The organism is Cellulomonas aerilata (genome assembly GCF_007991755.1).
GTDB lineage: Bacteria > Actinomycetota > Actinomycetes > Actinomycetales > Cellulomonadaceae > Pengzhenrongella > Pengzhenrongella aerilata.
Map to the genome: position 1 here is coordinate 136,695 of NZ_BJYY01000021.1, position 22,837 is coordinate 159,531.

Annotated in this window: 21 protein-coding genes; 3 read left to right on the forward strand and 18 right to left on the reverse strand. The window is 74.5% G+C overall.

Going from position 1 to position 22,837, the window contains the following annotated elements:
• Window positions 1-59 precede the first annotated feature (59 nt).
• The 6 genes from truB to rimP all read right to left on the reverse strand — a co-directional run bounded on the left by truB (window position 60) and on the right by rimP (window position 6,951).
• Window positions 60-1,067, reverse strand: a complete 1,008-nt coding sequence (gene truB, locus CAE01nite_RS16745; RefSeq protein ID WP_146906654.1) for a tRNA pseudouridine(55) synthase TruB — start codon at window positions 1,065-1,067, stop codon at window positions 60-62.
• 152 nt (window positions 1,068-1,219) lie between these two features.
• Window positions 1,220-1,663 carry a 30S ribosome-binding factor RbfA gene (gene rbfA, locus CAE01nite_RS16750; protein WP_146906655.1) on the reverse strand — a complete coding sequence of 148 codons (444 nt, stop codon included), beginning with the start codon at window positions 1,661-1,663 and terminating at the stop codon, window positions 1,220-1,222.
• Window positions 1,664-1,852: 189 nt separating this feature from the next.
• Window positions 1,853-4,816 carry a translation initiation factor IF-2 gene (infB, locus tag CAE01nite_RS16755; protein ID WP_146906656.1) on the reverse strand — a complete coding sequence of 988 codons (2,964 nt, stop codon included), beginning with the start codon at window positions 4,814-4,816 and terminating at the stop codon, window positions 1,853-1,855.
• Between the two features lie 208 nt (window positions 4,817-5,024).
• Window positions 5,025-5,369, reverse strand: a complete 345-nt coding sequence (locus CAE01nite_RS16760) for a YlxR family protein (RefSeq protein WP_186816641.1) — start codon at window positions 5,367-5,369, stop codon at window positions 5,025-5,027.
• A gap of 6 nt (window positions 5,370-5,375) precedes the next feature.
• Window positions 5,376-6,422: a transcription termination factor NusA gene (gene nusA / locus CAE01nite_RS16765; protein ID WP_146906658.1), complete on the reverse strand. Its 1,047-nt coding sequence runs from the start codon at window positions 6,420-6,422 to the stop codon at window positions 5,376-5,378.
• A 1-nt stretch (window position 6,423) separates the two neighbouring features.
• Window positions 6,424-6,951, reverse strand: a complete 528-nt coding sequence (gene rimP, locus CAE01nite_RS16770) for a ribosome maturation factor RimP (RefSeq protein WP_146906659.1) — start codon at window positions 6,949-6,951, stop codon at window positions 6,424-6,426.
• Window positions 6,952-7,064: 113 nt separating this feature from the next.
• Here rimP and CAE01nite_RS16775 point away from each other — a divergent pair, with 113 nt between their 5' ends.
• Window positions 7,065-8,090, forward strand: coding sequence for a DUF4439 domain-containing protein (locus CAE01nite_RS16775; protein WP_146906660.1), 1,026 nt, complete (start codon window positions 7,065-7,067; stop codon window positions 8,088-8,090).
• Window positions 8,091-8,167: 77 nt separating this feature from the next.
• On the opposite strand, the gene CAE01nite_RS16780 is transcribed toward CAE01nite_RS16775, so the two are convergent.
• Window positions 8,168-9,994, reverse strand: a complete 1,827-nt coding sequence (locus CAE01nite_RS16780; RefSeq protein ID WP_146906661.1) for a proline--tRNA ligase — start codon at window positions 9,992-9,994, stop codon at window positions 8,168-8,170.
• 208 nt (window positions 9,995-10,202) lie between these two features.
• Here CAE01nite_RS16780 and CAE01nite_RS16785 point away from each other — a divergent pair, with 208 nt between their 5' ends.
• Window positions 10,203-11,117, forward strand: a complete 915-nt coding sequence (locus CAE01nite_RS16785; RefSeq protein ID WP_146906662.1) for a DNA-formamidopyrimidine glycosylase family protein — start codon at window positions 10,203-10,205, stop codon at window positions 11,115-11,117.
• Window positions 11,118-11,133: 16 nt separating this feature from the next.
• Here CAE01nite_RS16785 and CAE01nite_RS16790 read toward each other — a convergent pair whose 3' ends face one another.
• Window positions 11,134-12,021, reverse strand: coding sequence for a GNAT family N-acetyltransferase (locus tag CAE01nite_RS16790; RefSeq protein ID WP_146906663.1), 888 nt, complete (start codon window positions 12,019-12,021; stop codon window positions 11,134-11,136).
• A gap of 129 nt (window positions 12,022-12,150) precedes the next feature.
• Window positions 12,151-13,305 (reverse strand): flavodoxin-dependent (E)-4-hydroxy-3-methylbut-2-enyl-diphosphate synthase, encoded by a 1,155-nt coding sequence (ispG, locus tag CAE01nite_RS16795; protein ID WP_146906664.1) that lies wholly within the window; start codon window positions 13,303-13,305, stop codon window positions 12,151-12,153.
• Window positions 13,306-13,467: 162 nt separating this feature from the next.
• Here ispG and CAE01nite_RS16800 point away from each other — a divergent pair, with 162 nt between their 5' ends.
• A complete protein-coding gene (locus tag CAE01nite_RS16800; protein ID WP_246131294.1) occupies window positions 13,468-13,821 on the forward strand; it encodes a GntR family transcriptional regulator in 354 nt (117 codons plus the stop codon).
• 35 nt (window positions 13,822-13,856) lie between these two features.
• Here the strand turns inward: CAE01nite_RS16800 and CAE01nite_RS16805 are convergent, their stop codons facing one another.
• From CAE01nite_RS16805 to rpsB, 9 genes are all read right to left on the reverse strand, one after another.
• Window positions 13,857-15,176 (reverse strand): M50 family metallopeptidase, encoded by a 1,320-nt coding sequence (locus CAE01nite_RS16805; protein ID WP_146906665.1) that lies wholly within the window; start codon window positions 15,174-15,176, stop codon window positions 13,857-13,859.
• Window positions 15,177-15,302: 126 nt separating this feature from the next.
• Window positions 15,303-16,529 carry a 1-deoxy-D-xylulose-5-phosphate reductoisomerase gene (gene dxr, locus CAE01nite_RS16810; protein ID WP_146906726.1) on the reverse strand — a complete coding sequence of 409 codons (1,227 nt, stop codon included), beginning with the start codon at window positions 16,527-16,529 and terminating at the stop codon, window positions 15,303-15,305.
• 1 nt (window position 16,530) lies between these two features.
• Window positions 16,531-17,085, reverse strand: a complete 555-nt coding sequence (locus CAE01nite_RS16815; protein ID WP_146906666.1) for a DivIVA domain-containing protein — start codon at window positions 17,083-17,085, stop codon at window positions 16,531-16,533.
• Complete coding sequence (rlmN, locus tag CAE01nite_RS16820; RefSeq protein WP_146906727.1) at window positions 17,082-18,257, reverse strand: dual-specificity RNA methyltransferase RlmN; 1,176 nt, start codon at window positions 18,255-18,257, stop codon at window positions 17,082-17,084. The genes CAE01nite_RS16815 and rlmN overlap by 4 nt, the downstream gene beginning before the upstream one ends.
• A gap of 71 nt (window positions 18,258-18,328) precedes the next feature.
• Entirely contained in the window at window positions 18,329-19,183 is an 855-nt protein-coding gene (locus CAE01nite_RS16825; protein ID WP_146906667.1) for a phosphatidate cytidylyltransferase, read from the reverse strand.
• Window positions 19,183-19,740, reverse strand: coding sequence for a ribosome recycling factor (gene frr / locus CAE01nite_RS16830; protein ID WP_146906668.1), 558 nt, complete (start codon window positions 19,738-19,740; stop codon window positions 19,183-19,185). The genes CAE01nite_RS16825 and frr overlap by 1 nt, the downstream gene beginning before the upstream one ends.
• A gap of 81 nt (window positions 19,741-19,821) precedes the next feature.
• Complete coding sequence (gene pyrH, locus CAE01nite_RS16835; protein WP_222595973.1) at window positions 19,822-20,517, reverse strand: UMP kinase; 696 nt, start codon at window positions 20,515-20,517, stop codon at window positions 19,822-19,824.
• 218 nt (window positions 20,518-20,735) lie between these two features.
• Window positions 20,736-21,575: a translation elongation factor Ts gene (gene tsf / locus CAE01nite_RS16840; RefSeq protein WP_146906670.1), complete on the reverse strand. Its 840-nt coding sequence runs from the start codon at window positions 21,573-21,575 to the stop codon at window positions 20,736-20,738.
• Window positions 21,576-21,613: 38 nt separating this feature from the next.
• Window positions 21,614-22,726 carry a 30S ribosomal protein S2 gene (gene rpsB, locus CAE01nite_RS16845; RefSeq protein ID WP_146906671.1) on the reverse strand — a complete coding sequence of 371 codons (1,113 nt, stop codon included), beginning with the start codon at window positions 22,724-22,726 and terminating at the stop codon, window positions 21,614-21,616.
• Window positions 22,727-22,837 lie beyond the last annotated feature (111 nt).

The following is a 22,837-nucleotide window of genomic DNA, read 5'->3' on the forward strand; positions in this document are numbered from 1 at the left end:
CGTGCCACGGCGTGCGACCCGCGCTCGACCGCAGCCACGGCGCTCGGGGCCCGCGCGCGTCAGGCGGGTGCGAACACGACGACGGGCCGCATCTGCGGCCCCGCCGCGGTGAGCAACGCCACCAGGGTCCCGTCCGGGCCGATGGCCGCGACCGGCTCGCTCGCCGGGGCGGCGTCGCCCGGGGCGATGCGGTGCCCGAACGACAGGGCCCGCGCCTCGTCGGCCGTCAGCTCGCGGACGGGGAAGGTCGCGCGGGCGGCGTCGGCGAGGGACGTGACCTCCAGCGGGACGTCGGCCGGCCACGCCTCGAGGTCCTCCAGCGTGCGCGCCCCCGCCAGCGCGTACCCGCCCACCCGCGTGCGGCGCAGCGCGGTCAGATGCCCCCCGACGCCCAGGTCCGCGCCGAGGTCCCGCGCCAGCGCCCGGACGTACGTGCCGGACGAGCAGACGACCGTCACGTCCACGTCGAGTGCGGCGGGCGCGCCGTCGCCGGCGGGCACGGGTCGCACGTCGTGCACCGTGAGCTCCGACACGGTCACCGTGCGGGCCGCGAGGGCGACGTCCTGCCCGGCGCGGACCAGGGCGTACGCCCGCTGCCCGTCGACCTTGATCGCGCTGACCGAGCTGGGCACCTGCTGGATCCGGCCGGTGAGGCGCTCCACGCCCGCGCGCAGGGCCTCGGCGGTGACCGCGGTGGCGTCCGTGCGGGCGACCGTCTCCCCCTCGGCGTCGTCGGTCGTCGTCGCGACCCCCAGGCGGATCGTGGCGGTGTACTCCTTGTCGGCTCCGACGACGTAGGTCAGCAGCCGTGTGGCGCGGCCGACGCCGATGACCAGCACGCCGGTCGCCATCGGGTCCAGGGTCCCGGCATGGCCGACCTTGCGCGTGCCCGCCAGCCGGCGCAGGCGCGCGACGACGTCGTGGCTGGTCCAGCCGGCGGGCTTGTCGACGACGACGACGCCGTCGGCCGCTGTGGGGCGTCGCTCGGGGCGGGGCTGCCCCTCGACGCGCCGACGGTCGCGCGGGGCCCCGGGTGCGGACGGCGGTCGGGCGGGCGGGTCGTCCATGGGGTGGAGGGTATCCGCGACGTGGGCGGGGTCCGCGACGCCGGTCGCCCGGTGCCGGCACGACGACACCTGTCGTGCCGGCACCACGGGGCCCGGGGCGCCGCCACGACGGGGCCCGGGCGGGTCTCCCGCCCGGGCCCGGTGGTGGCGCCTCAGGCGCCGGGCTCGTCCTCGTCCGAGTCGGGACGGCGGTACGGGTCCGCCTCGCCGGCGTGCGTCGCGCGGGCCGCCAGCGCGGCGACCTCGGCGTCGCGCCGGGCCGCCTCCTGCAGCGCCGCGTCCAGCTGCGCGGCGGTCTCCGGGACCGCGTCGAGGAAGAAGTCGAGCGACGGCGTCAGCCGGATGCCGGTCTGCCGGCCGACCTCCGTGCGGAGCATGCCCTTGGCGCTCTCCAGCGCGGCCGCGGTGCCGGCGCGTGCCTCGTCGTCGCCGAACACGGTGTAGAAGACCGACGCGTGCTGCAGGTCACCGGTCACCCGGACGTCCGTCACCGTGACGAAGCCCAGCCGGGGGTCCTTGACCCGCGTGTCGAGCTGCTGGGCGATGATCTGCTTGATCCGGTCGGACAGCTTCCGGGCGCGTGCGGGGTCAGCCATGGTCGTTCCTCCTTGTGCTCCCGCCGACCGTAAGGCGTGGCGGGACGGGACGCGCGGCGCGGGTGACGCGCGCGTGCGTGCATGGTGCGGACGGCGAACGGGGCCGGGTGCGCACGTGCGCCCCGACCCCGTTCGCCCGTCGGCCGCGCGCCCCACCCGCGGGCGCGGCCGACCTCACTGCTTGCGTGCTCAGCCGCGGGGCTTGACCCGCATCTCGAACGTCTCGATGACGTCGCCGATCTCGACGTTGTTGAACGAGCCGAGACCGATACCGCACTCGTAGCCGTCGCGGACCTCGGTGGCGTCGTCCTTGAACCGCTTGAGCGACTCGACCGTGAGGTTGTCCCCGACCACGACGCCGCCCCGCAGGACGCGCGCCTTGGAGTTGCGGACGATCGACCCGGACCGCACCAGCGAACCGGCGATGTTGCCGAACTTGGAGGAGCGGAACACCTCGCGCACCTCGGCGGTGCCGAGCTGGGCCTCCTCGTACTCCGGCTTGAGCATGCCCTTGAGGGCCGCCTCGACCTCGTCGATCGCCTGGTAGATGACCGAGTAGAACCGGACGTCCACCCCCTCGCGCTCGGCGAGGGCCTCGACGCGCTCCGCGTACTTGACGTTGAACCCGATGATGATCGCGTTGTCGACCGTCGCCAGGTTGACGTCGTTCTGCGTGATCGCACCGACGCCGCGGTGGATGACCCGCAGGTCCACCTCGTCGCCGACGTCGATCTTGAGCAGGGCGTCCTCCAGCGCCTCGACGGCACCGGACACGTCGCCCTTGAGGACCAGGTTGAGCGTGTCGACCTTGCCGAGCTGCAGCGCCTGGGTGAAGTCCTCCAGCGAGATGCGCTTGCGACGCTTGGCCAGCAGAGCGGCACGCTCGGCGGCCTCACGACGCTCGGCGATCTGCCGCGCGGTCCGCTCGTCCGGCGCCACCAGGAAGGTGTCGCCGGCGCTCGGGACGGACGCCAGACCCAGGACGAGGACCGGACGCGCCGGACCCGCCTCGGTGACCGTGTTGCCGTGCTCGTCGAACATCGCCCGCACCCGACCGTGCGCCGTGCCGGCCACGATCGCGTCGCCGACGTGCAGCGTCCCGGTCTGGACCAGGACGGTCGCCACAGCACCGCGTCCCTTGTCCAGGTTGGCCTCGACGGCGACGCCGCGGGCGTCCTTGTCGGGGTTGGACCGCAGGTCCAGAGCGGCGTCCGCGGTGAGCAGCACGGCCTCGATGAGGTCGTCGATGCCCATCCGCCGCAGCGCCGAGATGTCGACGAACATCGTGTCGCCGCCGTACTCCTCGGCCACCAGGTTGTACTCGGTGAGCTGCTGGCGGATCTTGGCGGGGTTGGCCCCCTCCTTGTCCACCTTGTTGACCGCGACCACGATCGGGACACCGGCGGCCTGGGCGTGGTTGAGCGCCTCGACCGTCTGCGGCATGACGCCGTCGTCCGCGGCGACCACGAGGATCGCGATGTCGGTGACCTGGGCACCACGGGCACGCATGGCGGTGAACGCCTCGTGGCCCGGGGTGTCGATGAAGGTGACCGCGCGGTCGACGCCCTCGTGGGTGGTGTGCACCTGGTAGGCACCGATGTGCTGGGTGATGCCACCGGCCTCACCCGCGACGACGTCGGTCTGCCGGATGGCGTCGAGGAGCTTGGTCTTCCCGTGGTCGACGTGGCCCATGACGGTCACGACCGGCGGACGGGCCACCAGCTGGGAGTCGTCCTCGTCGGCCAGCTCGGCGTCCAGGTCGATGGAGAAGGCCCCGAGCAGCTCGCGGTCCTCCTCCTCGGCCGAGACCATCTCGACGACGTAGCCGAGCTCGGTCGCGAGGGTCCCGAAGGTGTCCTCGTCGAGCGACTGCGTCGCCGTGGCCATCTCACCGAGGTGGAACAGCACGGTGACGAGGCTGGCCGGGTTGGCGTCGATCCGGTCCGCGAAGTCGTTCAGCGAGGAGCCGTGGCGCAGGCGGATGACGGTCGTGCCGTCCCCGCGGGGGACCTGCACGCCACCCAGCGAGGGGGCCTGCATCTGCTCGAACTCCTGGCGCTTCGCCCGCTTGGACTTGCGCCCCCGGACGGGACGACCGCCGGCGCGACCGAACGCACCCTGGGTCGCACCGCGACCGGCGCCACCGGGACGGCCACCGCCACCGGGACGACCGGCGAAGCCGCCGCCACCACCGGGCGCACCGCCGGGACCACCGGGGCCGCCACCGGGACGACCGGCGTACCCGCCACCGCCACCGCCGGGACGACCACCCGGGCCGCCACGACCGGGCGCGGCCGGACGCTCACCGGGACGGCCGACGCCGCTGGCGCTGCGACCGGGCATCATGCCGGGGTTGGGACGCGGGCCACCCGGACGGGGTCCGGCCGGGGGACGCGGGCCGCCGGGACGCTCGCCGGCGCCGGCGGGAGCCGCAGCGCCCGTCGCGGCCGGGTCGGCCGGACGACGGTCGCCGGGACGGGGCATGCCCTGGCTGGGCGCGAACGGGTTGTTGCCCGGACGGGGACCACCCGGACGCGGGCCGGCGCCACCGGCACCGGCACCCGGGCGCGGGTTGGCGCCACGGTCCGCGCCGCCACGGGGCATGCCCTGGCTGGGCGCGAACGGGTTGTTGCCCGGACGCGACGCGGCCGGACGTGCCGGGGCGGGAGCCGCCGGACGCGGGGCGGCCGGACGCGGACCCGGGGTCGTGGGCGCTGCACCCGTGGTGGGGGCAGCACCGGATGCCGGAGCGGCCGGAGCCTGCGCCGCGGGGGCGACGGGAGCCGCCGGTGCCTGCGGGGCAGGGGCCGCCGGGGACGCCGCGGGCGTCTGCGCAGCCGGGGCGACGGGCGCGGCCGGAGCCGGGCGGGTGGGCGCGGCGGTCGGCGCGGGCGCCGGCGTCGCGGGGGCAGCCGGCGCGGGGGCCGGAGCCGGGACCGGGGCGGTGGGCGCGACGGCCTTGGGCGCGGCGGAGCCGTTCCCGTTGCTGCCGCCACCGGCGGGGTACAGGTCGCGCAGCTTGCGCACGACGGGCGGCTCGATGGTCGAGGACGCCGAGCGGACGAACTCCCCGAGCTCGCCCAGCTTGTTCATGATGGTCTTGCTCTCCACACCGAGCTCTTTGGCGAGCTCGTACACGCGGACCTTGGCCACGTCTCTCCCTGTTCTGGTCCGCCCAGGACAGGGTCGGACCGTGGTTAGTGCTGGGTACTCATCGCTGGGTACTCATCGGTCGGTGCTCATCGGGCAGCCATCGGCTCGGTGACCCGCTTCCCATGTCGCAGTGGACGTGCGTTCGACCCGCAGCTCGCCCAGGGGCGGCTCGGCCGTCATGGTCCGGGTGCGGACCCGGACTGTCGTGCTAACCCCGCCACGCCTCGAGATACTCCCCGATCGGGCCGGGGTCCAGCGGTCCCGCATGACGCAGGGACCGCCCGAACGCCCGGCGGCGCTCGGCGAGCTCGAGGCAACGACGGTCGGGGTGCAACCAGGCACCCCTGCCCGGCAGGCTCCGGGCGGCGTCGACCACCAGGGCCGGCTCGAGGGAGCCGCCGCCGGTGACCACCACACGGAGCAGGTCGGACCTGGACCCGGTGCGGCGGCACCCCACGCACGTGCGCACCGGGCCCGTGACGGGCTCGGGGGACGGTGTGCTGGGAGGCCGAGCGCCGGGCTCAGCGGACCTCACTCTACCGCCCCGACCCACCGGCCGTCACCGCTCGCGACCCGCACCACCTGCGCCACCGCCGGCCGGGCCCCCGCCACCGGGCTCCGCGGTGGCCGCATCCGAGCGGATGTCGATCCGCCAGCCGGTGAGCTTGGCCGCCAGCCGCGCGTTCTGCCCCTCCTTGCCGATGGCCAGGGAGAGCTGGAAGTCCGGCACGACGACGCGGGCGGCGCGCGCGGCGGCGTCGACGACCTCCACGGACAGCACCCGCGCCGGGGACAGCGCGTGCGCGACCATCCGGGCCGGGTCGTCGCTGTGGTCGACGATGTCGATCTTCTCCCCGTGCAGCTCGGCCATCACGGCCCGCACGCGGGCGCCCATGGGGCCGATGCACGCACCCTTGGGGTTGAGCCCGGGCACGTTGGCGCGCACGGCCATCTTCGTGCGGTGCCCCGCCTCCCGCGCGATCGCGGTGATCTCCACGGTGCCGTCGGCGACCTCGGGGACCTCCAGCGCGAACAGCTTGCGCACGAGGTTGGGGTGGGTCCGGGAGAGCACGATCGACGGGCCCTTGGGCCCGCGCGTGACCTCGAGCACGTAGGCGCGCAGCCGCTCGCCGTGCACGTACCTCTCCGTCGGCACCTGCTCGTGCGCGGGCAGCACGGCCTCGGTGCCGCCGACGTCCACCAGCACGACCCGGGGGTCCCGGCCCTGCTGGATGACGCCGCCGAGGACCTCGCCCTCCTTGCCGCGGAACGCACCCAGCACCTGGTCGTCCTCGGCGTCGCGCAGCCGCTGGACGATCACCTGGCGCGCGGTCGCCGTGGCGATGCGCCCGAAGCCCTCCGGGGTGTCGTCGTACTCGGGCCCCGGGTCCGCCGCGACGCCGTCCTCGCCGACCACCGGCGGGTCGGTCGCCCACACGGTGACGTGGCCGGTCTTGCGGTCCACCTGCACGCGTGCCTTCTGCCGCGCCCCGGGGGTCCGGTGGTACGCCGAGAGCAGCGCCTGCTCGATCGCGGAGACCAGGACGTCGAGGCTGAGGTCGCGCTCGCGCTCCAGCAGCCGCAGCGTCGTCATGTCGATGTCCATCTCAGCCCTCTTCGTCGGTGTCGTCGTCGTTCGTCACCCGGGAGAGCTCGACCTCGACCGTGCCGCGCGCGACGTCCGCGAGCGCCACGCGGGTCGGCTCGCCCGCGGTGTCACGGCCGGTGGCCTGGTCGACCGGGCCCAGCTCGAGGGTCCCGCCGTCGACGGCGCGCAGCCGGCCGAAGGCCGTGGTGCCGTCCGTGAGGCTCAGGCGCACGAGGCGCGTGCGGGCCCGCTTGAAGTGGCGCAGCTCCGTCAGCGGGCGCGACGTGCCGGGCGTCGACACCTCGAGGGTGTACTCGCCCTCGACGGCGTCCACCTCGTCCAGCCGGGTGCCCACGTCGCGCGAGACGTCGGCCAGCGTGTCCAGGTCGAGGCTCCCGACGGCGTCGTCGTCGAGGTCGATGACGAGCCGCACCACCGACCGCCTGCCGGCCCGTGTCACCACCACGTCCTCGAGCACCAGGCCCGCCGCCCGGACCACCGCCTCGGCTGCCTCGCGGACCCGCTGCGTACCGGCTGGCGCCACCATCGATCTCCCCTGTCGTCTCCAGCGCAACACCGTGCGTGGAACAGACCGTGTGGTGTTGTGCGACCCCAGCCTAACGAGTCCTGCGGGACCGGCCGCATGGCAGGATCGCGGCGATGCCCTCGCCCCGCACCCCCGCCCCGCGCGCGGTCCGGACGGCCCTCGCCGTCGCTCTCGTGCTCGTGCTGTCCCTGCTGGCGGGGTGCGGCGTGCGGCTCGAGACACCCCCGCCCGCCCCGCTCGTCCCGGACGTGAACGAGGTGGCACGGCAGCGGGCGTCGGCCGACTCGGTGGCCCTCGAGGTGCTCGCGGGCGCCCCGGTGGCACCGGCCGACCCCGCCGTGGACCCCGTCGGCGCGGCCCGGGCGGACGTCGCCGCGGCGGCGTCCGCGCACCTGGACCTGCTCGGCGGCCTGTACGACGCCGGCCCGGGCGCCACCGCGGGCACGCCGGGGCCGGACGGGGACCGACCGGACTCCCCCGCGGCCACGCGCGGGCCCACCCCCGCGGCCGCCACCCCGGACGCCCTGGTCACCGCTCTCACCGACGCCGCCTCCGCCGCACGCGCCGACACCGCCACGGTCACCGACGGGCCGCTCGCCCGGCTGCTCGGCTCGATCGCCGTCAGCCGCTCGCTCGCGGCCGCCCGCCTCGCCGCCGCGGCAGGACTCGGCGCCCCGTCGCCCCCGACCGTGGACCTGCCGGGCGAGCGGCCGGACGGGCTGACCGACGCCGACCTGTCCGCGATCGTGGCCGCCGAGGACTCCGCCGGGTACGGGTACGAGGTCGTCGCCGCCAAGCACGCCGACGAGGTGCGCCGCCGGGCCGGCGAGCGGGCCGTCGCGCACCGGTCGCGGGCCCAGACCTGGGCCGAGCTCGGTGAGGTCGACGGGACGGGCCTGGACCCCCGTCGGGTCGCGTACGCGGTGCCCGGGGGGCTCGAGGACCCCGCCGCGGCCGCCGCTCTCGCGCAGTCGCTGGAGACGGCGCTGGCGGCGCACTACACCTCGCTGGTGGCCGACGTCGCGGCGGACGCGCGGCCGGCCATGGTCGACGCCGCGGCGGAGGCGACGCAGCAGGCGGTCGCCTGGGGCGCCTCGCTGCCCGCACTGCCCGGCATGCCGGACCAGTCGGCCGGCTGACCGGGGCGGCCGGCTGCCCCGGGCGGCCGGCAGTCACAGGGCGGCCGGAACCACCAGGGCGCCGGCCGCCGGTGCCGTCAGCCCTCGGCCAGCAGCTTCTCCACCAGGGTGGACACCCGGTCGGTCACCGCGTCGACCGGCACCTGCTCTGCACCGAGGCCCGCCACGCCCGCACGCCGGGGGCGCACCTCGACGACGCCCTCGGCGAGCCCCCGACCCACCACGACGAGCAGCGGGACGCCCAGCAGCTCGGCGTCGGCGAACTTCACCCCCGGGGACACCTTCGGGCGGTCGTCGTACACGACCTCCACACCGCGGGCGGACAGGTCACCGGCGATCGTCTCGGCGGCTGCGAAGACGGCCGGGTCCTTGCCGGTGGCCACGACGTGGACGTGCGCGGGCGCGACCTGGACGGGCCAGGCCAGGCCGGCGTCGTCGTGGTTGGCCTCGGCGAGCGCGGCCATCACCCGGGTGACGCCGATGCCGTAGGAGCCCATGGTGACCACGACGGACTTGCCGTTGCGGTCGAGAACCGTCAGACCCAGCGCCTCGGCGTACTTGCGGCCGAGCGCGAAGATGTGGCCGATCTCGATGCCGCGGGCGAGCTCCAGCGGGCCCGAGCCGTCCGGCGCCGGGTCGCCGGCGCGGACCTCGGCCGCCTCGACGGTGTTCGCGGCGCCGTCCTGGCCGGCCGCCTGGAAGTCCCGTCCCGCGACGAGGTCGAACACGTGCCGGCCGGGCTCGTTCGCGCCCGTGATCCACCGGGTGCCGGTCACGACGCGCGGGTCGAGCAGGTAGCGCACCCCCAGCGGGGCGCCGTCGTCGTCCACCCCGCGGTTGGTGCCGAGCGCAGCGGGTCCGATGTAGCCCTTGACCAGCTCGGGGTGCGCCGCGAAGTCCGCCTCGGTCGCCGTCTCCACCTCGGCCGGAGCGAGGCCTGCCTCGAGCCGCTTGAGGTCCACCTCGCGGTCGCCGGGCAGCCCGACCACGAGCAGCTCGCGCTCGCCGGTGGGCAGCACCGCGACCAGGACGACGTTCTTCAGCGTGTCGGCCGCCGTCCAGGGACGGTCGGGACGGGGGAAGCGCTCGTTCGCCACCGCGACGAGGGTCTCGATCGTCGGGGTGTCGGGGGTGTCCTCGACGTGCGCGGCAGGGGCGTCGTCGAACGGCACGTCCGGCGGGACGACCGTGGTGACCGCCTCGACGTTCGCCGCGTAGCCCCCCGGGGACCGGACGAACGTGTCCTCGCCGATCGCCGTCGGGGTCAGGAACTCCTCGCTGCGCGACCCGCCCATGGCCCCGGACGTCGCCGCCACCACCACGTACTCCAGCCCCAGGCGCTCGAAGATCCGCTGGTAGGCGCCGCGCTGGGCGAGGTAGGAGGCCTCCAGCCCCTGGTCGTCGACGTCGAAGGAGTAGGCGTCCTTCATGACGAACTCGCGACCGCGGATGAGGCCGGCGCGCGGGCGGGCCTCGTCGCGGTACTTCGTCTGGACCTGGTAGAGCGCGAGCGGCAGGTCCTTGTAGGACGAGTACAGGTCCTTGACGAGCAGCGTGAACAGCTCCTCGTGCGTGGGTGCGAGCAGGTAGTCGGCGCCCTTGCGGTCCTGGAGGCGGAAGATGTTCGGCCCGTACTCCGTCCACCGGCCGGTCGCCTCGTAGGGCTCCTTCGGCAGCAGCGCGGGGAAGTGCACCTCCTGCGCGCCGATCACCTCCATCTCCTCGCGGACGACGGCCTCGACCTTGCGCAGCACCCGCAGACCCAGCGGCAGCCAGGTGTAGACCCCGGGGGCGGCGCGGCGGATGTACCCGGCGCGCACGAGCAGGCGGTGGCTCGCCACCTCGGCGTCCGCGGGGTCCTCCCGCAGGGTCCGCACGAACAGGGACGACATCCGCAGCAGCATGGCCGCCAGCCTAGTTGGCGGCGGGGGCACCTCCGTGCGGCGGGGCACAGCGGGCAGGTGCCGCGGTGGTGCGGCGGCGACGCGGCCCGGTGCGGCGGCGGTGGGCGGGCGGGCGGTACCGGCGGGTGCACCGGTGCGGACCCCGGCCCACCGCGCGTGCCACGTCGAACCCGGTGGACAACCCGGCGCGGTGGGCCACGATGGGCCCATGCCTGAGCTGCCCGAGGTGGAGGCGCTCGCCGGATTCCTCCGCGAGCGCACGGTGGGTGTCGCCGTCGCCGCGGTCGACGTCGGCGCCGTGAGCGCGCTCAAGACGTTCTCCCCCGCCCCGACCGACCTCGGCGGACGTCCGGTCACCGGGGTGACGCGACGCGGCAAGTGGCTGGACGTCGCCACCGGCCCGCGCGCCGGGGCGGACGACGGCGCGGGGGGACCCGAGGCGCCGCACCTGGTCTTCCACCTCGCGCGCGCCGGCTGGCTGCGCTGGTACGACGCGGTGCCGAAGACGGCCGTCCGGCCCGGCCGGTCGCCGATCGCCCTGCGGGTCCGCCTCGCCGACGGGTCCGGGTTCGACCTCACCGAGGCCGGGACGCGCAAGCGGCTCGCCGTGCACGTCGTGACCGACCCGCAGCAGATCCCTGCGGTCGCGACGCTCGGGGTCGAGCCGCTGTCGCCGGCGTTCACCGAGGAGGTGCTCGGCCGCCTCCTCGCGGCCCGCAACAAGCAGATCAAGTCGCTCCTGCGCGACCAGTCCACGATCGCCGGGATCGGCAACGCCTACTCCGACGAGATCCTGCACGCGACCCGGACCAGCCCGTTCGCGCTGACCCGGTCGTTCGACGAGGCGGCCACCGACGCCCTGCACGCGGCGATCCTGCGGGTGCTGCGCGAGGCGGTCGACGCCGCGGCCGGCAAGCCGGCCGCCGAGCTCAAGGACGCCAAGCGCCAGGGCATGCGCGTCCACGGCCGCACCGGGCTGCCGTGCCCGGGATGGGACGGGGTGCCCTGCGGGGACACGGTGCGCGAGGTGTCGTTCGCGGACTCCTCGCTGCAGTACTGCCCCACCTGCCAGACCGGGGGGCAGCCGCTCGCGGACCGCCGGCTGTCCAAGCTGCTGCGCTGAGCGGCTGGTCCGACCCCTAGAACAGGACGGTCGCGAAGGTGCCGACCTGGCGGAAGCCGACCCGGCGGTAGGAGGCCAGCGCCCGGGCGTTGTAGTCGTTGACGTACAGCGAGACGGTGGGCGCCACGTCGCGGCGCGCGAGCTGGACGACGGCGGCCATCCCGATCTCCGACAGGCCGCGTCCCCGGTACGCCGGCTCGACCCACACGCCCTGCACCTGGGCCACGCCGCCGGCCACCGCGCCGAGCTCGGCCTTGAACGACACCTGCGGACCGCGCGACCCGGCGACGAGCCGCACGTAGGACCGTCCCTCGGCGATGAGGCCGCGCACGCGCTCCTCGTAGGGCCCGTTCGGCCCGGACGCCGGCGAGTACCCGACCTCCTCGGCGAACATCGCGACGCACGCCGGCAGGACGATGCCGTACTCGCCGGGAGTGGAGCGCCGCACGAGCTCGTCGACCCGCACGAGCGGGTCGTGGTCGATGACCAGCGAGGGCTGGTTGGCGCGGATCTCGCGCGGCGCGGACCAGGTGCCGCTCAGGCGGTCCCACAGGCCCAGGGCGGCGTCGGCCTGCCCGACGATCGAGGACGACCGGCGACCCTGGGCGCGGGCGATGCGCGCGAAGGCGTCCAGCGCGCCGGGGTCGCCGTCCGGCACGACGGGCACGATGTTGGCGCCGGCCCAGCAGACGGCGACGAGCTCGCCACCGCGGTCGTAGCCCCACAGCTGCCCACCGGCGGGTCGCAGGCCCGACCGGGCGGCCACCTCGATGCGGCTCGCCGCGAGCACGGAGTCCACGGGGACGCGCGCGCAGACGGCGAGTGCGGCGTCGACGTCCGCGTCGCCCAGGATCCGCCCCTCGGCTGCCTTGCCGCTGAGGGTGGCGCCGTTCCAGCGTCCCATGCGTGTGATTCTGCCCCACCCGGGCGGGTGATGCGCTTCCTCGTCCAGAGCAGCGCTCGGCACGCCGTCCGCACCCTCCACGGGTCGGGTCGGCAGGAGCGGGGACGAGGCGGTGTCGGGCAGCGGGATCTACAGGACGGTGACGACGGGGGCGGCGTCCTCGACCGGCTCCATGGAGTCGGCGATGCGCATCGCCTCCTCGATCAGGGTCTCGACGATGAGCGCCTCGGGCACGGTCTTGACGACCTGGCCCTTGACGAAGATCTGGCCCTTGCCGTTGCCGGACGCCACGCCGAGGTCCGCCTCGCGTGCCTCGCCGGGGCCGTTCACGACGCAGCCCATGACGGCGACGCGCAGCGGCACCTCCAGGCCCTCCAGGCCCGCGGTGACGCGCTCGGCAAGCGTGTAGACGTCGACCTGGGCCCGCCCGCAGGACGGGCAGGACACGATCTCGAGCTTGCGCGGGCGCAGGTTCAGCGACTGCAGGATCTGGATGCCGACCTTGACCTCCTCCACCGGAGGCGCGGACAGGGACACCCGGATGGTGTCGCCGATCCCCTTGCTCAGCAGGGCGCCGAACGCGGTGGCGGACTTGATCGTGCCCTGGAACGCCGGGCCGGCCTCGGTGACGCCCAGGTGCAGCGGCCAGTCGCCGCGCTCGGAGAGCATCTCGTAGGCGCGGACCATGACGACCGGGTCGTTGTGCTTGACCGAGATCTTGAAGTCGTGGAAGCCGTGCTCCTCGAACAGCGACGCCTCCCACACGGCCGACTCCACGAGCGCCTCCGGCGTCGCCTTGCCGTACTTGGCCAGCAGGCGCGGGTCCAGGGAGCCGGCGTTGACGCCGATGCGGATCGACACGCCCGCGTCCGACGCGGCCCGGGCGATCTCCTTGACCTGGTCGTCGAACTTGCGGATGTTGCCCGGGTTCACGCGCACCGCGGCGCAGCCGGCGTCGATGGCGGCGAAGACGTACTTCGGCTGGAAGTGGATGTCCGCGATCACCGGGATCTGCGACTTGCGCGCGATGGCCGGCAGCGCCTCCGCGTCGTCCTGGGTGGGGACGGCGACGCGCACGATGTCGCACCCGGACGCGGTCAGCTCGGCGATCTGCTGCAGCGTCGCGTTGATGTCCGTCGTCGGGGTCGTGCACATCGACTGGACGCTCACGGGGGCGTCACCGCCGACGGCGACCTTGCCGACCTGGATCTTGCGGGTACGGCGACGCGGTGCCAGGACGGGGACCGGCGCCTCGGGCATGCCGAGGCTGATCGGGGTGCTCACCGTCCCAGTATCGCCCCGGCTGCGGCACCGGCCCCTCGCCGGGGCCTGTGATCCGCGTTTCACCCGGGTTCCCTCACGCGACCTCCACAGCCGCGCGACGGCGGACGGGGCGCCGTGACCGTGCTCCGGCCACGCCCTGAGGCCGCGCCCTACGGTGTCCCGGTGCACATCGCCGTCGACCCCGCGTCCCCCGTCCCGCCGTACGAGCAGGTGCAGCACCGGATCGAGGCGCTCATCGCCGACGGGTCGCTGCCGCCCGAGCACCGCCTGCCGACCGTGCGCGCCCTCGCCACCGACCTGGGCCTGGCGGCGAACACGGTCGCCCGCGCCTACCGCGAGCTCGAGCAGGCCGGCGCCGTGGTGACCCGTGGCCGGCTCGGCACGTTCGTCGCCACCCGCGGTGCCGACCGCGAGCGCGAGGCGGTCGTGGCCGCGCGGCAGTACGCGCACCGGCTCCGCGAGCTCGGGTTCGACGCCGACGCGGCCGCACGGTTCGCCCGGGACGCCTTCGGCTGAGCCGCCGCGGATACCCCGGTCGCCGGGCCCGTCCGTCAGCCGCCGAGCGTCACCGGGCGCACGAGGTCCGCGTACACCAGCAGCGCCCCCATGCCGAGGAACACCACGACCATCGCCAGCGTCAGCGGGGTCATCCGGGCGATGTCGGCCGGACGCGGCCGCGGCAGCCCGCGCATCCGGGCGACCTGCCGCTTGGCGCCCTCCCACAGCGCCCCGGCGACGTGGCCGCCGTCCAGCGGCAGGATCGGGATGAGGTTGAAGACGAAGAGGGCGATGTTCAGCGACGCGACCAGCGTCAGCAGCGTGAGGACCTGCCCCGTCAGGCCGAAGGTGCCGCCGCCGTCCGCGGCCACCTCGCCGGCGACCCGGCTGATCCCCACGACGCCGATCGGACCCTCGGGGTCCCGGGGCGCGGAGCCGAAGGCGGCCTGGGCGACGTCCGCGATCCGGGTGGGCAGGGTGACCACCACGCGCATGGTCTGCACGACGGCGTCCCCCAGCACGGCCGGCATCGCGGTCACCGGCTCGCGGACCAGGACGGTCGTCGGTCCGACGCCCAGGAAGCCGACCGGCTCGGTGACGAGCTCGCCGTCGTCGCCGACGACGGGCGCACCCAGGTCGTCCAGCGCCGGCCGCTCAGTGATCAACGGGGTGACGGTCAGGGTGACCGGCTCGCCGTCGCGCTCCACCACGAGCGGGACGGGGTCGCCGTCGGACGCGCGGATCGCCGTCTGCAGCTCGTCCCAGGAGGACACGTCGGCGCCGGCGTAGGCCACGATCGTGTCGCCGGGCTCGACGCCGGCCGCGGCCGCGGGCGCCACCGGGTCGCCCGGCCCGCACTCGGTGGAGTCGTCGGTCGCGGGCACGACGCAGTCGGACACCGAGTCGACCGTCGTGCTCGGCCCGGGCAGGCCGAAGCCGACCATGACCGAGGTGAGCAGGACCGCGGCGATCACCAGGTTCATCACGGGCCCGCCGAGCATGACGACCAGCTTCTTGGGGGTGCTCAGCCGGTAGAACGCCCGGTGGTCCTCGCCGGGGCGGATCTCCCGGGCGCTGGACTCGCGCGCGTCCTGGATCATCCGGCCGAGGTAGCCGCGCACCGGCGGGTTGCCGACGGCGTCCGGCGGGGGGTACATGCCGACCAGGCGGACGTAGCCACCGAGCGGGATCGCCTTGAGGCCGTACTCGGTCTCCCCCCGCGTGCGCGACCACAGCGTCGGGCCGAAGCCGACCATGTACTGGCTGACCCGCACCCCGAACCGCTTCGCCGGCACCATGTGACCGACCTCGTGCAGGGCGATGGAGACGAGCACGCCGACCACCATCACGAGCACACCGACCGCGTACGCCATCACCGCTCCGTCCCGAGGCGGGCGCGACCGCGCCCTGGCCCCATCATCCCCCGCCGACCCGTGCCACGGGCCGGGCCGCCGGCCGACCGGCCCGCACGCGACCCGGCGCCCCGGTCCACCGGTCGGCTACCGGCGCGCGAGCAGCTCGTCGGCGCGGGCGCGGGCCCAGCGCTCGGCCTCCAGGACGTCGCCGAGCGTGAGCCCGTCGGCGGCGACGCCGTCGTGCTCGCCCAGGACGGCGGCGACCGTGTCGACGATGTCGAGGAAGCCCACCCGTCCGGCCAGGAACGCCGCGACGCACTGCTCGTTGGCGGCGTTGAGCACCGCGGGGTGCGTCGCGGACGCGGCGACCGCGTCGCGGGCGAGGCCGACGGCGGGGAAGGCGGCCTCGTCCAGCGGCTCGAACGTCCAGGACGTCGCCGACGACCAGTCGCACGCCGCGGCGACGTCGGGCAGGCGGTCCGGCCAGGACAGGCCCAGGGCGATCGGCAGGCGCATGTCCGGCGGCGACGCCTGGGCGATCGTCGAGCCGTCGACGAACTCGACCATGGAGTGCACGACCGACTGCGGGTGGACGACCACGGTGATCCGGTCCGTCGGCACGCCGAACAGCAGGTGCGCCTCGATGAGCTCCAGGCCCTTGTTCATCAGCGTCGCGGAGTTCACCGTCACGACCGGCCCCATGGACCACGTGGGGTGGGCGAGCGCCTCGTCGGGCGTCACCGGCTCGAGGTCGTCACGCGTCCGGCCGCGGAACGGTCCGCCGGAGGCGGTGAGCACGAGCCGGCGCACCTCCGACGGCTCCCCCGGGGCACCGTGCCGTCCGGACCGCAGCGCCTGTGCGATCGCGGAGTGCTCGGAGTCCACCGGCACGATCTGGTCGGGCCGCTGCAGGGCGGCGGCCACCAGCCCTCCCCCGACGACCAGCGACTCCTTGTTGGCCAGGGCGAGCGTGCTGCCCGCGCGCAGCGCGGCGAGGGTCGGCCCCAGGCCCACCGAGCCGGTGATGCCGTTGAGGACGACGTCGGCGCCGCGCGCGGCGAGCCGGCTCGCGGCGTCCGGCCCGCTGAGCACCTCCACGCCGGCGAACGGGCGCCCGCTCGCGAAGGCGGCGTCGGCCACGGCCGCGAAGACGGGCCCCGCGGCGTCCGGGTCGGCGACGGCGACGGCCTGCGCGCCCAGCTCGACCGCCTGCCGGCCCAGGGTGCGCGGGTCCGCGCCGCCCGCGCTGATCCCGGTCACCCGGAACCTGTCGGGGTGGCGGCGCAGCACGTCGATCGCCTGGGTGCCGATGGAGCCGGTGGAGCCGAGCAGCACCACGCTGCGAGGCTCGCCCGGGCCGGTCCCCGTCAGGTCACTCGACACCGAGCAGCACCTCGACGGCGCGGTCGCAGAAGGCGTCGACCGGGCCCTCGGCGTACCCGGCGGCGCCGCGACGCCGGCCGAACGTGGCGGAGCGGACCTCCTGGGCCGTGAGCGCCTGCCCGTGGTCGAAGTACGCGACGAGCCGCCGGCACAGGGCGTCGACGTCGGCCGGGTCGTAGGCCGGCTCGCCACGACGGGCCGGGGCGAACCGCTCGCCGTCCGGACGGGTCAGGCGGCCGTACAGCGTGCGCGCGCTGTCGGCGAGCTCGGCCATCCAGGCGCTCTGCCCGTTGCGGGCGATGAACTGCTCGCGGGCCCGGGCGACGAAGGCCGCCTCGAGCCGGTCCAGCGCCGCGTCGACCGCCCCGGTGACGTACCCGCCCCGGACGAGGTCGAACGCGGTGGAGCGGACCTCCCGCCCGGTGAGCGGCTCGTCGACCGCGCCCTCGTAGACCTGCCGGGCGTGGTCGAAGAACTCGTCGACCTCCTTCGGGTCGTACCCGGCGTGCAGCCGGGACACCGTGCGGAACATCCTCTGGTTCACTCGGACGGAGCCTCTTCCGCGGCGAGCTGGCCGCAGGCACCGTCGATGTCGCTGCCGCGGGTGTCCCGGATCGTGGTGGGGATGCCGTGGGCGCGCAGGCGGTCCACGAACTCCTGCTCGACCGCGGGCTCGCTGGCCGTCCACTTGGAGCCGGGGGTCGGGTTCAGCGGGATCGGGTTGCAGTGGACCCAGCCCTTGCCGCGGGCGTTGAGCTTCTCCCCCAGCAGGTCCGCCCGCCACGCGTGGTCGTTCATGTCCTTGATCAGCGCGTACTCGATCGACACCCGGCGTCCCGTGACGTCGAAGTAGCGGCGCGCGGCGTCCAGGGTCTGGTCGACGCTCCACCGGGTGTTGATCGGGACCAGCTCGTCGCGCAGCTCGTCGTCCGGGGCGTGCAGCGACACCGCGAGGGTCACCGGGATGCCCTCGTTCGTCAGCTTCTCGATGGCGGGCACCAGGCCGACGGTCGACACCGTGATGTTCCGCGCGGACATGCCGAAGCCGTCCGGCGTCGGGGCGACCAGGCGCCGGACGGTCTCCATGACGGCCTTGTAGTTCGCCATCGGCTCGCCCATGCCCATGAACACCAGGTTCGACAGCCGGGTGGGGCCGCCGGGGACCTCGCCGTCGGCGAGCGACTTGGCCGCGGTGCGGACCTGCTCGACGATCTCGGCGGTCGACAGGTTGCGGGTCAGCCCGAGCTGGCCCGTCGCGCAGAACGGGCACGCCATCCCGCAGCCGGCCTGGCTGGAGACGCACAGCGTGGACCGGTTCGGGTAGCGCATGAGGACGGACTCGACCTTGGCGCCGTCGAACAGGTGCCACAGCGTCTTGACGGTGGTGCCGGCGTCGGCCTTGAGGGTGCGCACGGGCGTCAGCAGCGGCGGGAACAGGTCCTCGACGAGCCGGTCGCGGCTCGCGGCGGGCAGGTCCGTCATCGCCGCGGGGCTCGGGTCCAGGTGCGTGAAGTAGTGCGTCGCGAGCTGCTTGGCCCGGAACGGCTTCTCGCCCAGGGCGGTGACCGCGGCCACACGCTCGGGCGGCGTGAGGTCGACGAAGTGGCGCGGCGGCTTGCCGCGGCGGCCGCGGGTCGGCGCGGCGAGGTTGAGCGGGATCGGCGTCTCCGGGCGCGGGGACACCTGGACGGTGCCGCCGGGGGCGCCGGTCGGCATGCCGAGGGGGACCGCGCGGGGGGCGGTCGGCGTGCCTGTGGTGCTCGGGGTCATCGCTGGTCTTCCATCCGTCAGTCACCCACCGGCAGGAACGCCAGCAGGACGAGGTGCACGACCGGTGCGGTGAGCAGCAGCGAGTCGAGCCGGTCGAGTACTCCACCGTGCCCGGGCAGCAGCGTGCCCATGTCCTTGAGCTCCAGGTCGCGCTTGATCAAGGACTCCGCGAGGTCACCCAAGGTCGCCGTCCCGACGGTCGCCAGGGCGAGACCCACGCCGACCAGCGGATCGCCGCCGAGCAGCCAGGTGATCCCTGCCGCCCCCACCAGGCAGGACAGCAGGACGGACCCGGCGAGCCCCTCCCACGTCTTCTTGGGGCTCACCGAGGGCGCCAGCGGGTGACGCCCGAACAGCACGCCGGCGGCATATCCCCCGACGTCGCTGGCCACGGCCAGCAGGACGAAGAGCAGCACCCGGCGCGCACCGTCCGGCATCGCGAGCATGAGCATCACGAAGCCGGCGAGGAACGGCAGCCAGGCGGCTGCGAACACGCCCGCCGTGCTGTCGCGCAGCGCGTCGACCCCACCGGAGTCGATGACGCGCCACACGACGACGCCACCGGCCGTCAGCATGAAGGAGACGAGCAGCGCCTCCTCCCCCGCGACGTACGAGGAGACGAGGATGCCGACCGTCCCTACCAGCAACGGCAGCACCGGCAGGTTGATTCCCCGGCGTGCGAACGCCTGGGACACCTCCCACAGGGACGCGCCGACGGCCAGCACGGCGACCCCGACGAAGGCCTCCTTGACCAGGAACAACGACGCCCAGACGAGCGCGAGCAGCCCCAGGCCGACGGCGACCGCGGCCGGGAGGTTCCGGCCGGCGCGCGTCGCCTGGGGCGGCGCCTCGGGGCTGGCGAGCTCTGCCATCAGACCGCCAGGAGCTCGCTCTCCTTGGACGCGAGCACGGTGTCGATCATCTCGATGCGCTTCTTGGTCAGCGCCTCGAGCTCCTTCTCGGCCCGCGCCACCTCGTCCTCGCCGGCCTCGCCGTCCTTGACGATGCGGTCCAGCTCCTCCTTGGCGCGCCGGCGGATGTTGCGCACCGAGATCCGGGCGTCCTCCGCCTTGGTCTTGGCGAGCTTGACGTACTCCTTGCGGCGCTCCGCGGTCAGGACCGGCAGGTTGATCCGGATGACGTTGCCGTCGTTGGACGGGTTGACGCCCAGGTCCGAGTCGCGCAGGGCCTTCTCGATCGCCGTCGTCGACGTCTTGTCGAACGGGGAGATGAGGATCGTGCGCGCCTCCGGCGTCTGGAAGGACGCGAGCTGCTGCAGCGGCGTCGGGCTGCCGTAGTACTCCACGACGATCTTGGTGAACATCGCCGCGTTGGCGCGCCCGGTCCGGATCGTCGCGAAGTCCTCCTTGGCGACCTCGATCGCCTTGTCCATCTTCTCTTCGGCCTCGAAGAGGGTCTCGTCGATCACCGGTGCTCCTTCATGGTTCTGCGGGTCCGCCGTCGGGGGCGGGGACTCGGTCGCGGGCGCGGGTCGAGCGGGGGTGGTCGCTCAGCCGGCGGTCACGAGCGTGCCGATCTTCTCACCCTCCAGCGCCCGCGTGACGTTGCCGGGCTCGTTCATGCCGAACACGCGCATCGTCACGTCGTTGTCCCGGCACAGGCTCATCGCGGTGGCGTCCATGACCGTGAGGTCGCGCACGAGCGCGTCGGTGTAGGTCAGGTGGTCGAGCTTGACGGCGTCGGGGTCGCGGCGCGGGTCGGCGGTGTAGACGCCGTCGACGCCGTTCTTGCCCATGAGGACCTCCTGGCAGTGCGTCTCGAGCGCACGCTGGGCGGCCACGGTGTCGGTGGAGAAGAACGGCATGCCCGCGCCGGCGCCGAAGATCACGACGCGACCCTTCTCCAGGTGCCGGATCGCCTTGAGCGGGATGTACGGCTCGGCGACCTGCCCCATCGTGATCGCGGTCTGCACGCGCGTGACGACGCCGGCTTGCTCCAGGAAGTCCTGCAGGGCCAGGCAGTTCATCACGGTGCCCAGCATGCCCATGTAGTCGGCGCGCGCCCGGTCCAGTCCGCGCTGGGACAGCTCGGCGCCGCGGAAGAAGTTCCCGCCGCCGACCACGACCGCGACCTGCACGCCCGCACGCACGGCGACGGCGATCTCGGCCGCCACCCGCTGCACGACGTCCGGCGCCAGCCCGATCGACCCTCCGCCGAAGGTCTCCCCGGAGAGCTTGAGCAGCACGCGACGCGCGGGGCTGCCGCCGCGCTTCTGGCTGGTGCCGACGTCCGTGCCTGCCTCGAGACCCTGGGTCACGTGCCCTCCTCCTGCTCGTCCTGCCGGGGGTTGCCGGGGCGCGTGCCCATCGGCGCGCCGGGGGCGCGTGCGCCCCTCGACGGTCCTGCTGCAGAAGTGGCCCCGGCCCCGAAGGACCGGGGCCACCCCCTGTGGTGCGTGAGCGCTCAGGCGCCGACGCGGAACCGGACGAAGCCGGTGACCGTGCCGCCGGCCTCGGTGAGCACCTGGCCGACCGTCTTCTTCGGGTCCTTCGCGAAGGCCTGCTCGACGAGCACGTTCTCCTTGAAGAAGCCGTTGAGGCGGCCCTCGATGATCTTCGGCAGGGCGGCCTCGGGCTTGCCCTCGTTGCGCGAGGTCTCCTCGGCGATGCGGCGCTCGGAGTCCACGACCTCGGTCGGGACGTCCTCGCGGGTCAGGTACGTCGGGGAGTACGCCGCGATGTGCATCGCGATGTCCTTGGCCACCGAGGCGCCGCCGGCGTCCGCGGCGACCAGCACGCCGACCTGCGGGGGCAGGTCCTTGTTGACCTTGTGCAGGTAGGTCGCGACGTTGTCGCCGGTGACGCGGGCGACGCGACGAACGGCGATCTTCTCGCCGAGGGTCGCGGCGGCCTCGTCGACGACCGTCTGGAGCGTGCTCCCGTCGACCTGGGTGGCCGCGAGCTCGGCGGCGTCGGACGCCCCCGAGGACACGGCGGCCGCCAGGACCTTGTCCGCCAGCGCGAGGAAGGTGGCGTTCTTCGCGACGAAGTCGGTCTCGGAGTTGATCTCGACCAGCACGCCGGTCTGGCCCTCGCCCGAACCCTGCACGTCGGCGGCCACGAGGCCGTCCGAGGCGGCACGGCCCTCGCGCTTGCTGACGCCCTTGAGGCCCTTGACGCGGATGATCTCCAGCGCCTTCTCGGCGTCACCGTCGGCCTCGTCCAGCGCCTTCTTGACGTCGAGCATGCCCGCACCGGTGCGCTCGCGGAGCGCCTTGATGTCAGCGGCGGTGTAGTTCGCCATAGGTGTTCGTGTCCTTACGTCGTGGGGAAGACGGGTGCTCAGGCCTGGTCGGCGTCGGCGGCCGGCGTCGCGTCGTCGACCAGCGGGGCCAGCGCGGCCTGGTCGGTCGGGGCGTCGTCGGACGCGGCGGCCGCGGCGATCTCCGGCGCGGCACCCGCGGCGGCGGCGTCGACGGCCGGAGCGGCGTCGTTCCCGGGGGGCGTGGCGGCCTCGGCCGCACCGGCCTCACCGGGGGTGGTCTCGGTCAGGTCCGCGACGACCTCGGGGGCCGGGGCCTGCGGGGTCGTCAGCACGGAGTCCGCGGCGTCCGTCGTGGTGGTGTCGACCGGGGCCTGCGTGGCCTCGACCGAGCCGGCCGCGTCGGACGTGGCGGCGAGCTCGGCCTCGGAGCCGGCGAGGAGCTCGCGCTCCCACTCCGCCAGCGGCTCGGCCGCGGCGTCCGCACCCGTCGCACGGCCCGAGTGGCGCTGCATGAGCCCCTCGGCGACGGCGTCCGCGATGACGCGGGTGAGCAGGGTGACGGCGCGGATCGCGTCGTCGTTGCCCGGGATCTTGTAGTCGACGACGTCCGGGTCGCAGTTCGTGTCGAGGATCGCGACGATCGGGATGTTGAGCTTGCGCGCCTCGTCGACGGCCAGGTGCTCCTTGTTGGTGTCCACGATCCACACGGCGGAGGGGACCCGGGCCATGTCGCGGATGCCGCCGAGGGTCTTGGCGAGCTTGTCGCGCTCGCGGCGCATGATCAGCAGCTCCTTCTTGGTGAAGGAGGAGCCGGCGACGTCGTCGAAGTCGATCTGCTCGAGCTCCTTGAGGCGCTGGAGCCGCTTGTTGACCGTGGTGAAGTTGGTGAGCATGCCACCGAGCCACCGCTGGTTGACGTAGGGCATGCCGACGCGGGCGGCCTGCTCGGCGACCGGCTCCTGCGCCTGCTTCTTCGTGCCGACGAAGAGGATCGTGCCGCCGTGGGCGACGGTCTCCTTGACGAAGTTGTAGGCGGTGTCGATGTAGCCCAGCGACTGCTGGAGGTCGACGATGTAGATGCCGTTGCGCTCGGTGAAGATGAAGCGCTTCATCTTGGGGTTCCAGCGGCGGGTCTGGTGCCCGAAGTGGACACCGCTCTCGAGCAGCTGGCGCATGGTCACGACGGCCATGGCACGTCCTCTCGACGCACGCCGACGGGCGTGCGCTCTCGGCAGGCGGGCCCGCGGGCCCGCACTCGGTTGTCGGCTCCGGCCGGGTGGTCGGGGCCCCTGGCGCCCGGC

Bases quoted from the DNA above. Each gene is read 5' to 3' on its own strand.
- CAE01nite_RS16790 (WP_146906663.1), bottom strand. From the start codon at position 12,021: ATGGGACGCTGGAACGGCGCCACCCTCAGCGGCAAGGCAGCCGAGGGG.
- tsf (WP_146906670.1), bottom strand. From the start codon at position 21,575: ATGGCGAACTACACCGCCGCTGACATCAAGGCGCTCCGCGAGCGCACC.
- rbfA (WP_146906655.1), bottom strand. From the start codon at position 1,663: ATGGCTGACCCCGCACGCGCCCGGAAGCTGTCCGACCGGATCAAGCAG.
- CAE01nite_RS16825 (WP_146906667.1), bottom strand. From the start codon at position 19,183: ATGGCAGAGCTCGCCAGCCCCGAGGCGCCGCCCCAGGCGACGCGCGCC.
- rpsB (WP_146906671.1), bottom strand. From the start codon at position 22,726: ATGGCCGTCGTGACCATGCGCCAGCTGCTCGAGAGCGGTGTCCACTTC.
- rlmN (WP_146906727.1), bottom strand. From the start codon at position 18,257: ATGCCGACCGGCGCCCCCGGCGGCACCGTCCAGGTGTCCCCGCGCCCG.
- nusA (WP_146906658.1), bottom strand. From the start codon at position 6,422: ATGGACATCGACATGACGACGCTGCGGCTGCTGGAGCGCGAGCGCGAC.
- truB (WP_146906654.1), bottom strand. From the start codon at position 1,067: ATGGACGACCCGCCCGCCCGACCGCCGTCCGCACCCGGGGCCCCGCGC.
- CAE01nite_RS16785 (WP_146906662.1), top strand. From the start codon at position 10,203: ATGCCTGAGCTGCCCGAGGTGGAGGCGCTCGCCGGATTCCTCCGCGAG.
- CAE01nite_RS16780 (WP_146906661.1), bottom strand. From the start codon at position 9,994: ATGCTGCTGCGGATGTCGTCCCTGTTCGTGCGGACCCTGCGGGAGGAC.
- CAE01nite_RS16805 (WP_146906665.1), bottom strand. From the start codon at position 15,176: ATGGCGTACGCGGTCGGTGTGCTCGTGATGGTGGTCGGCGTGCTCGTC.
- rimP (WP_146906659.1), bottom strand. From the start codon at position 6,951: ATGGTGGCGCCAGCCGGTACGCAGCGGGTCCGCGAGGCAGCCGAGGCG.
- CAE01nite_RS16775 (WP_146906660.1), top strand. From the start codon at position 7,065: ATGCCCTCGCCCCGCACCCCCGCCCCGCGCGCGGTCCGGACGGCCCTC.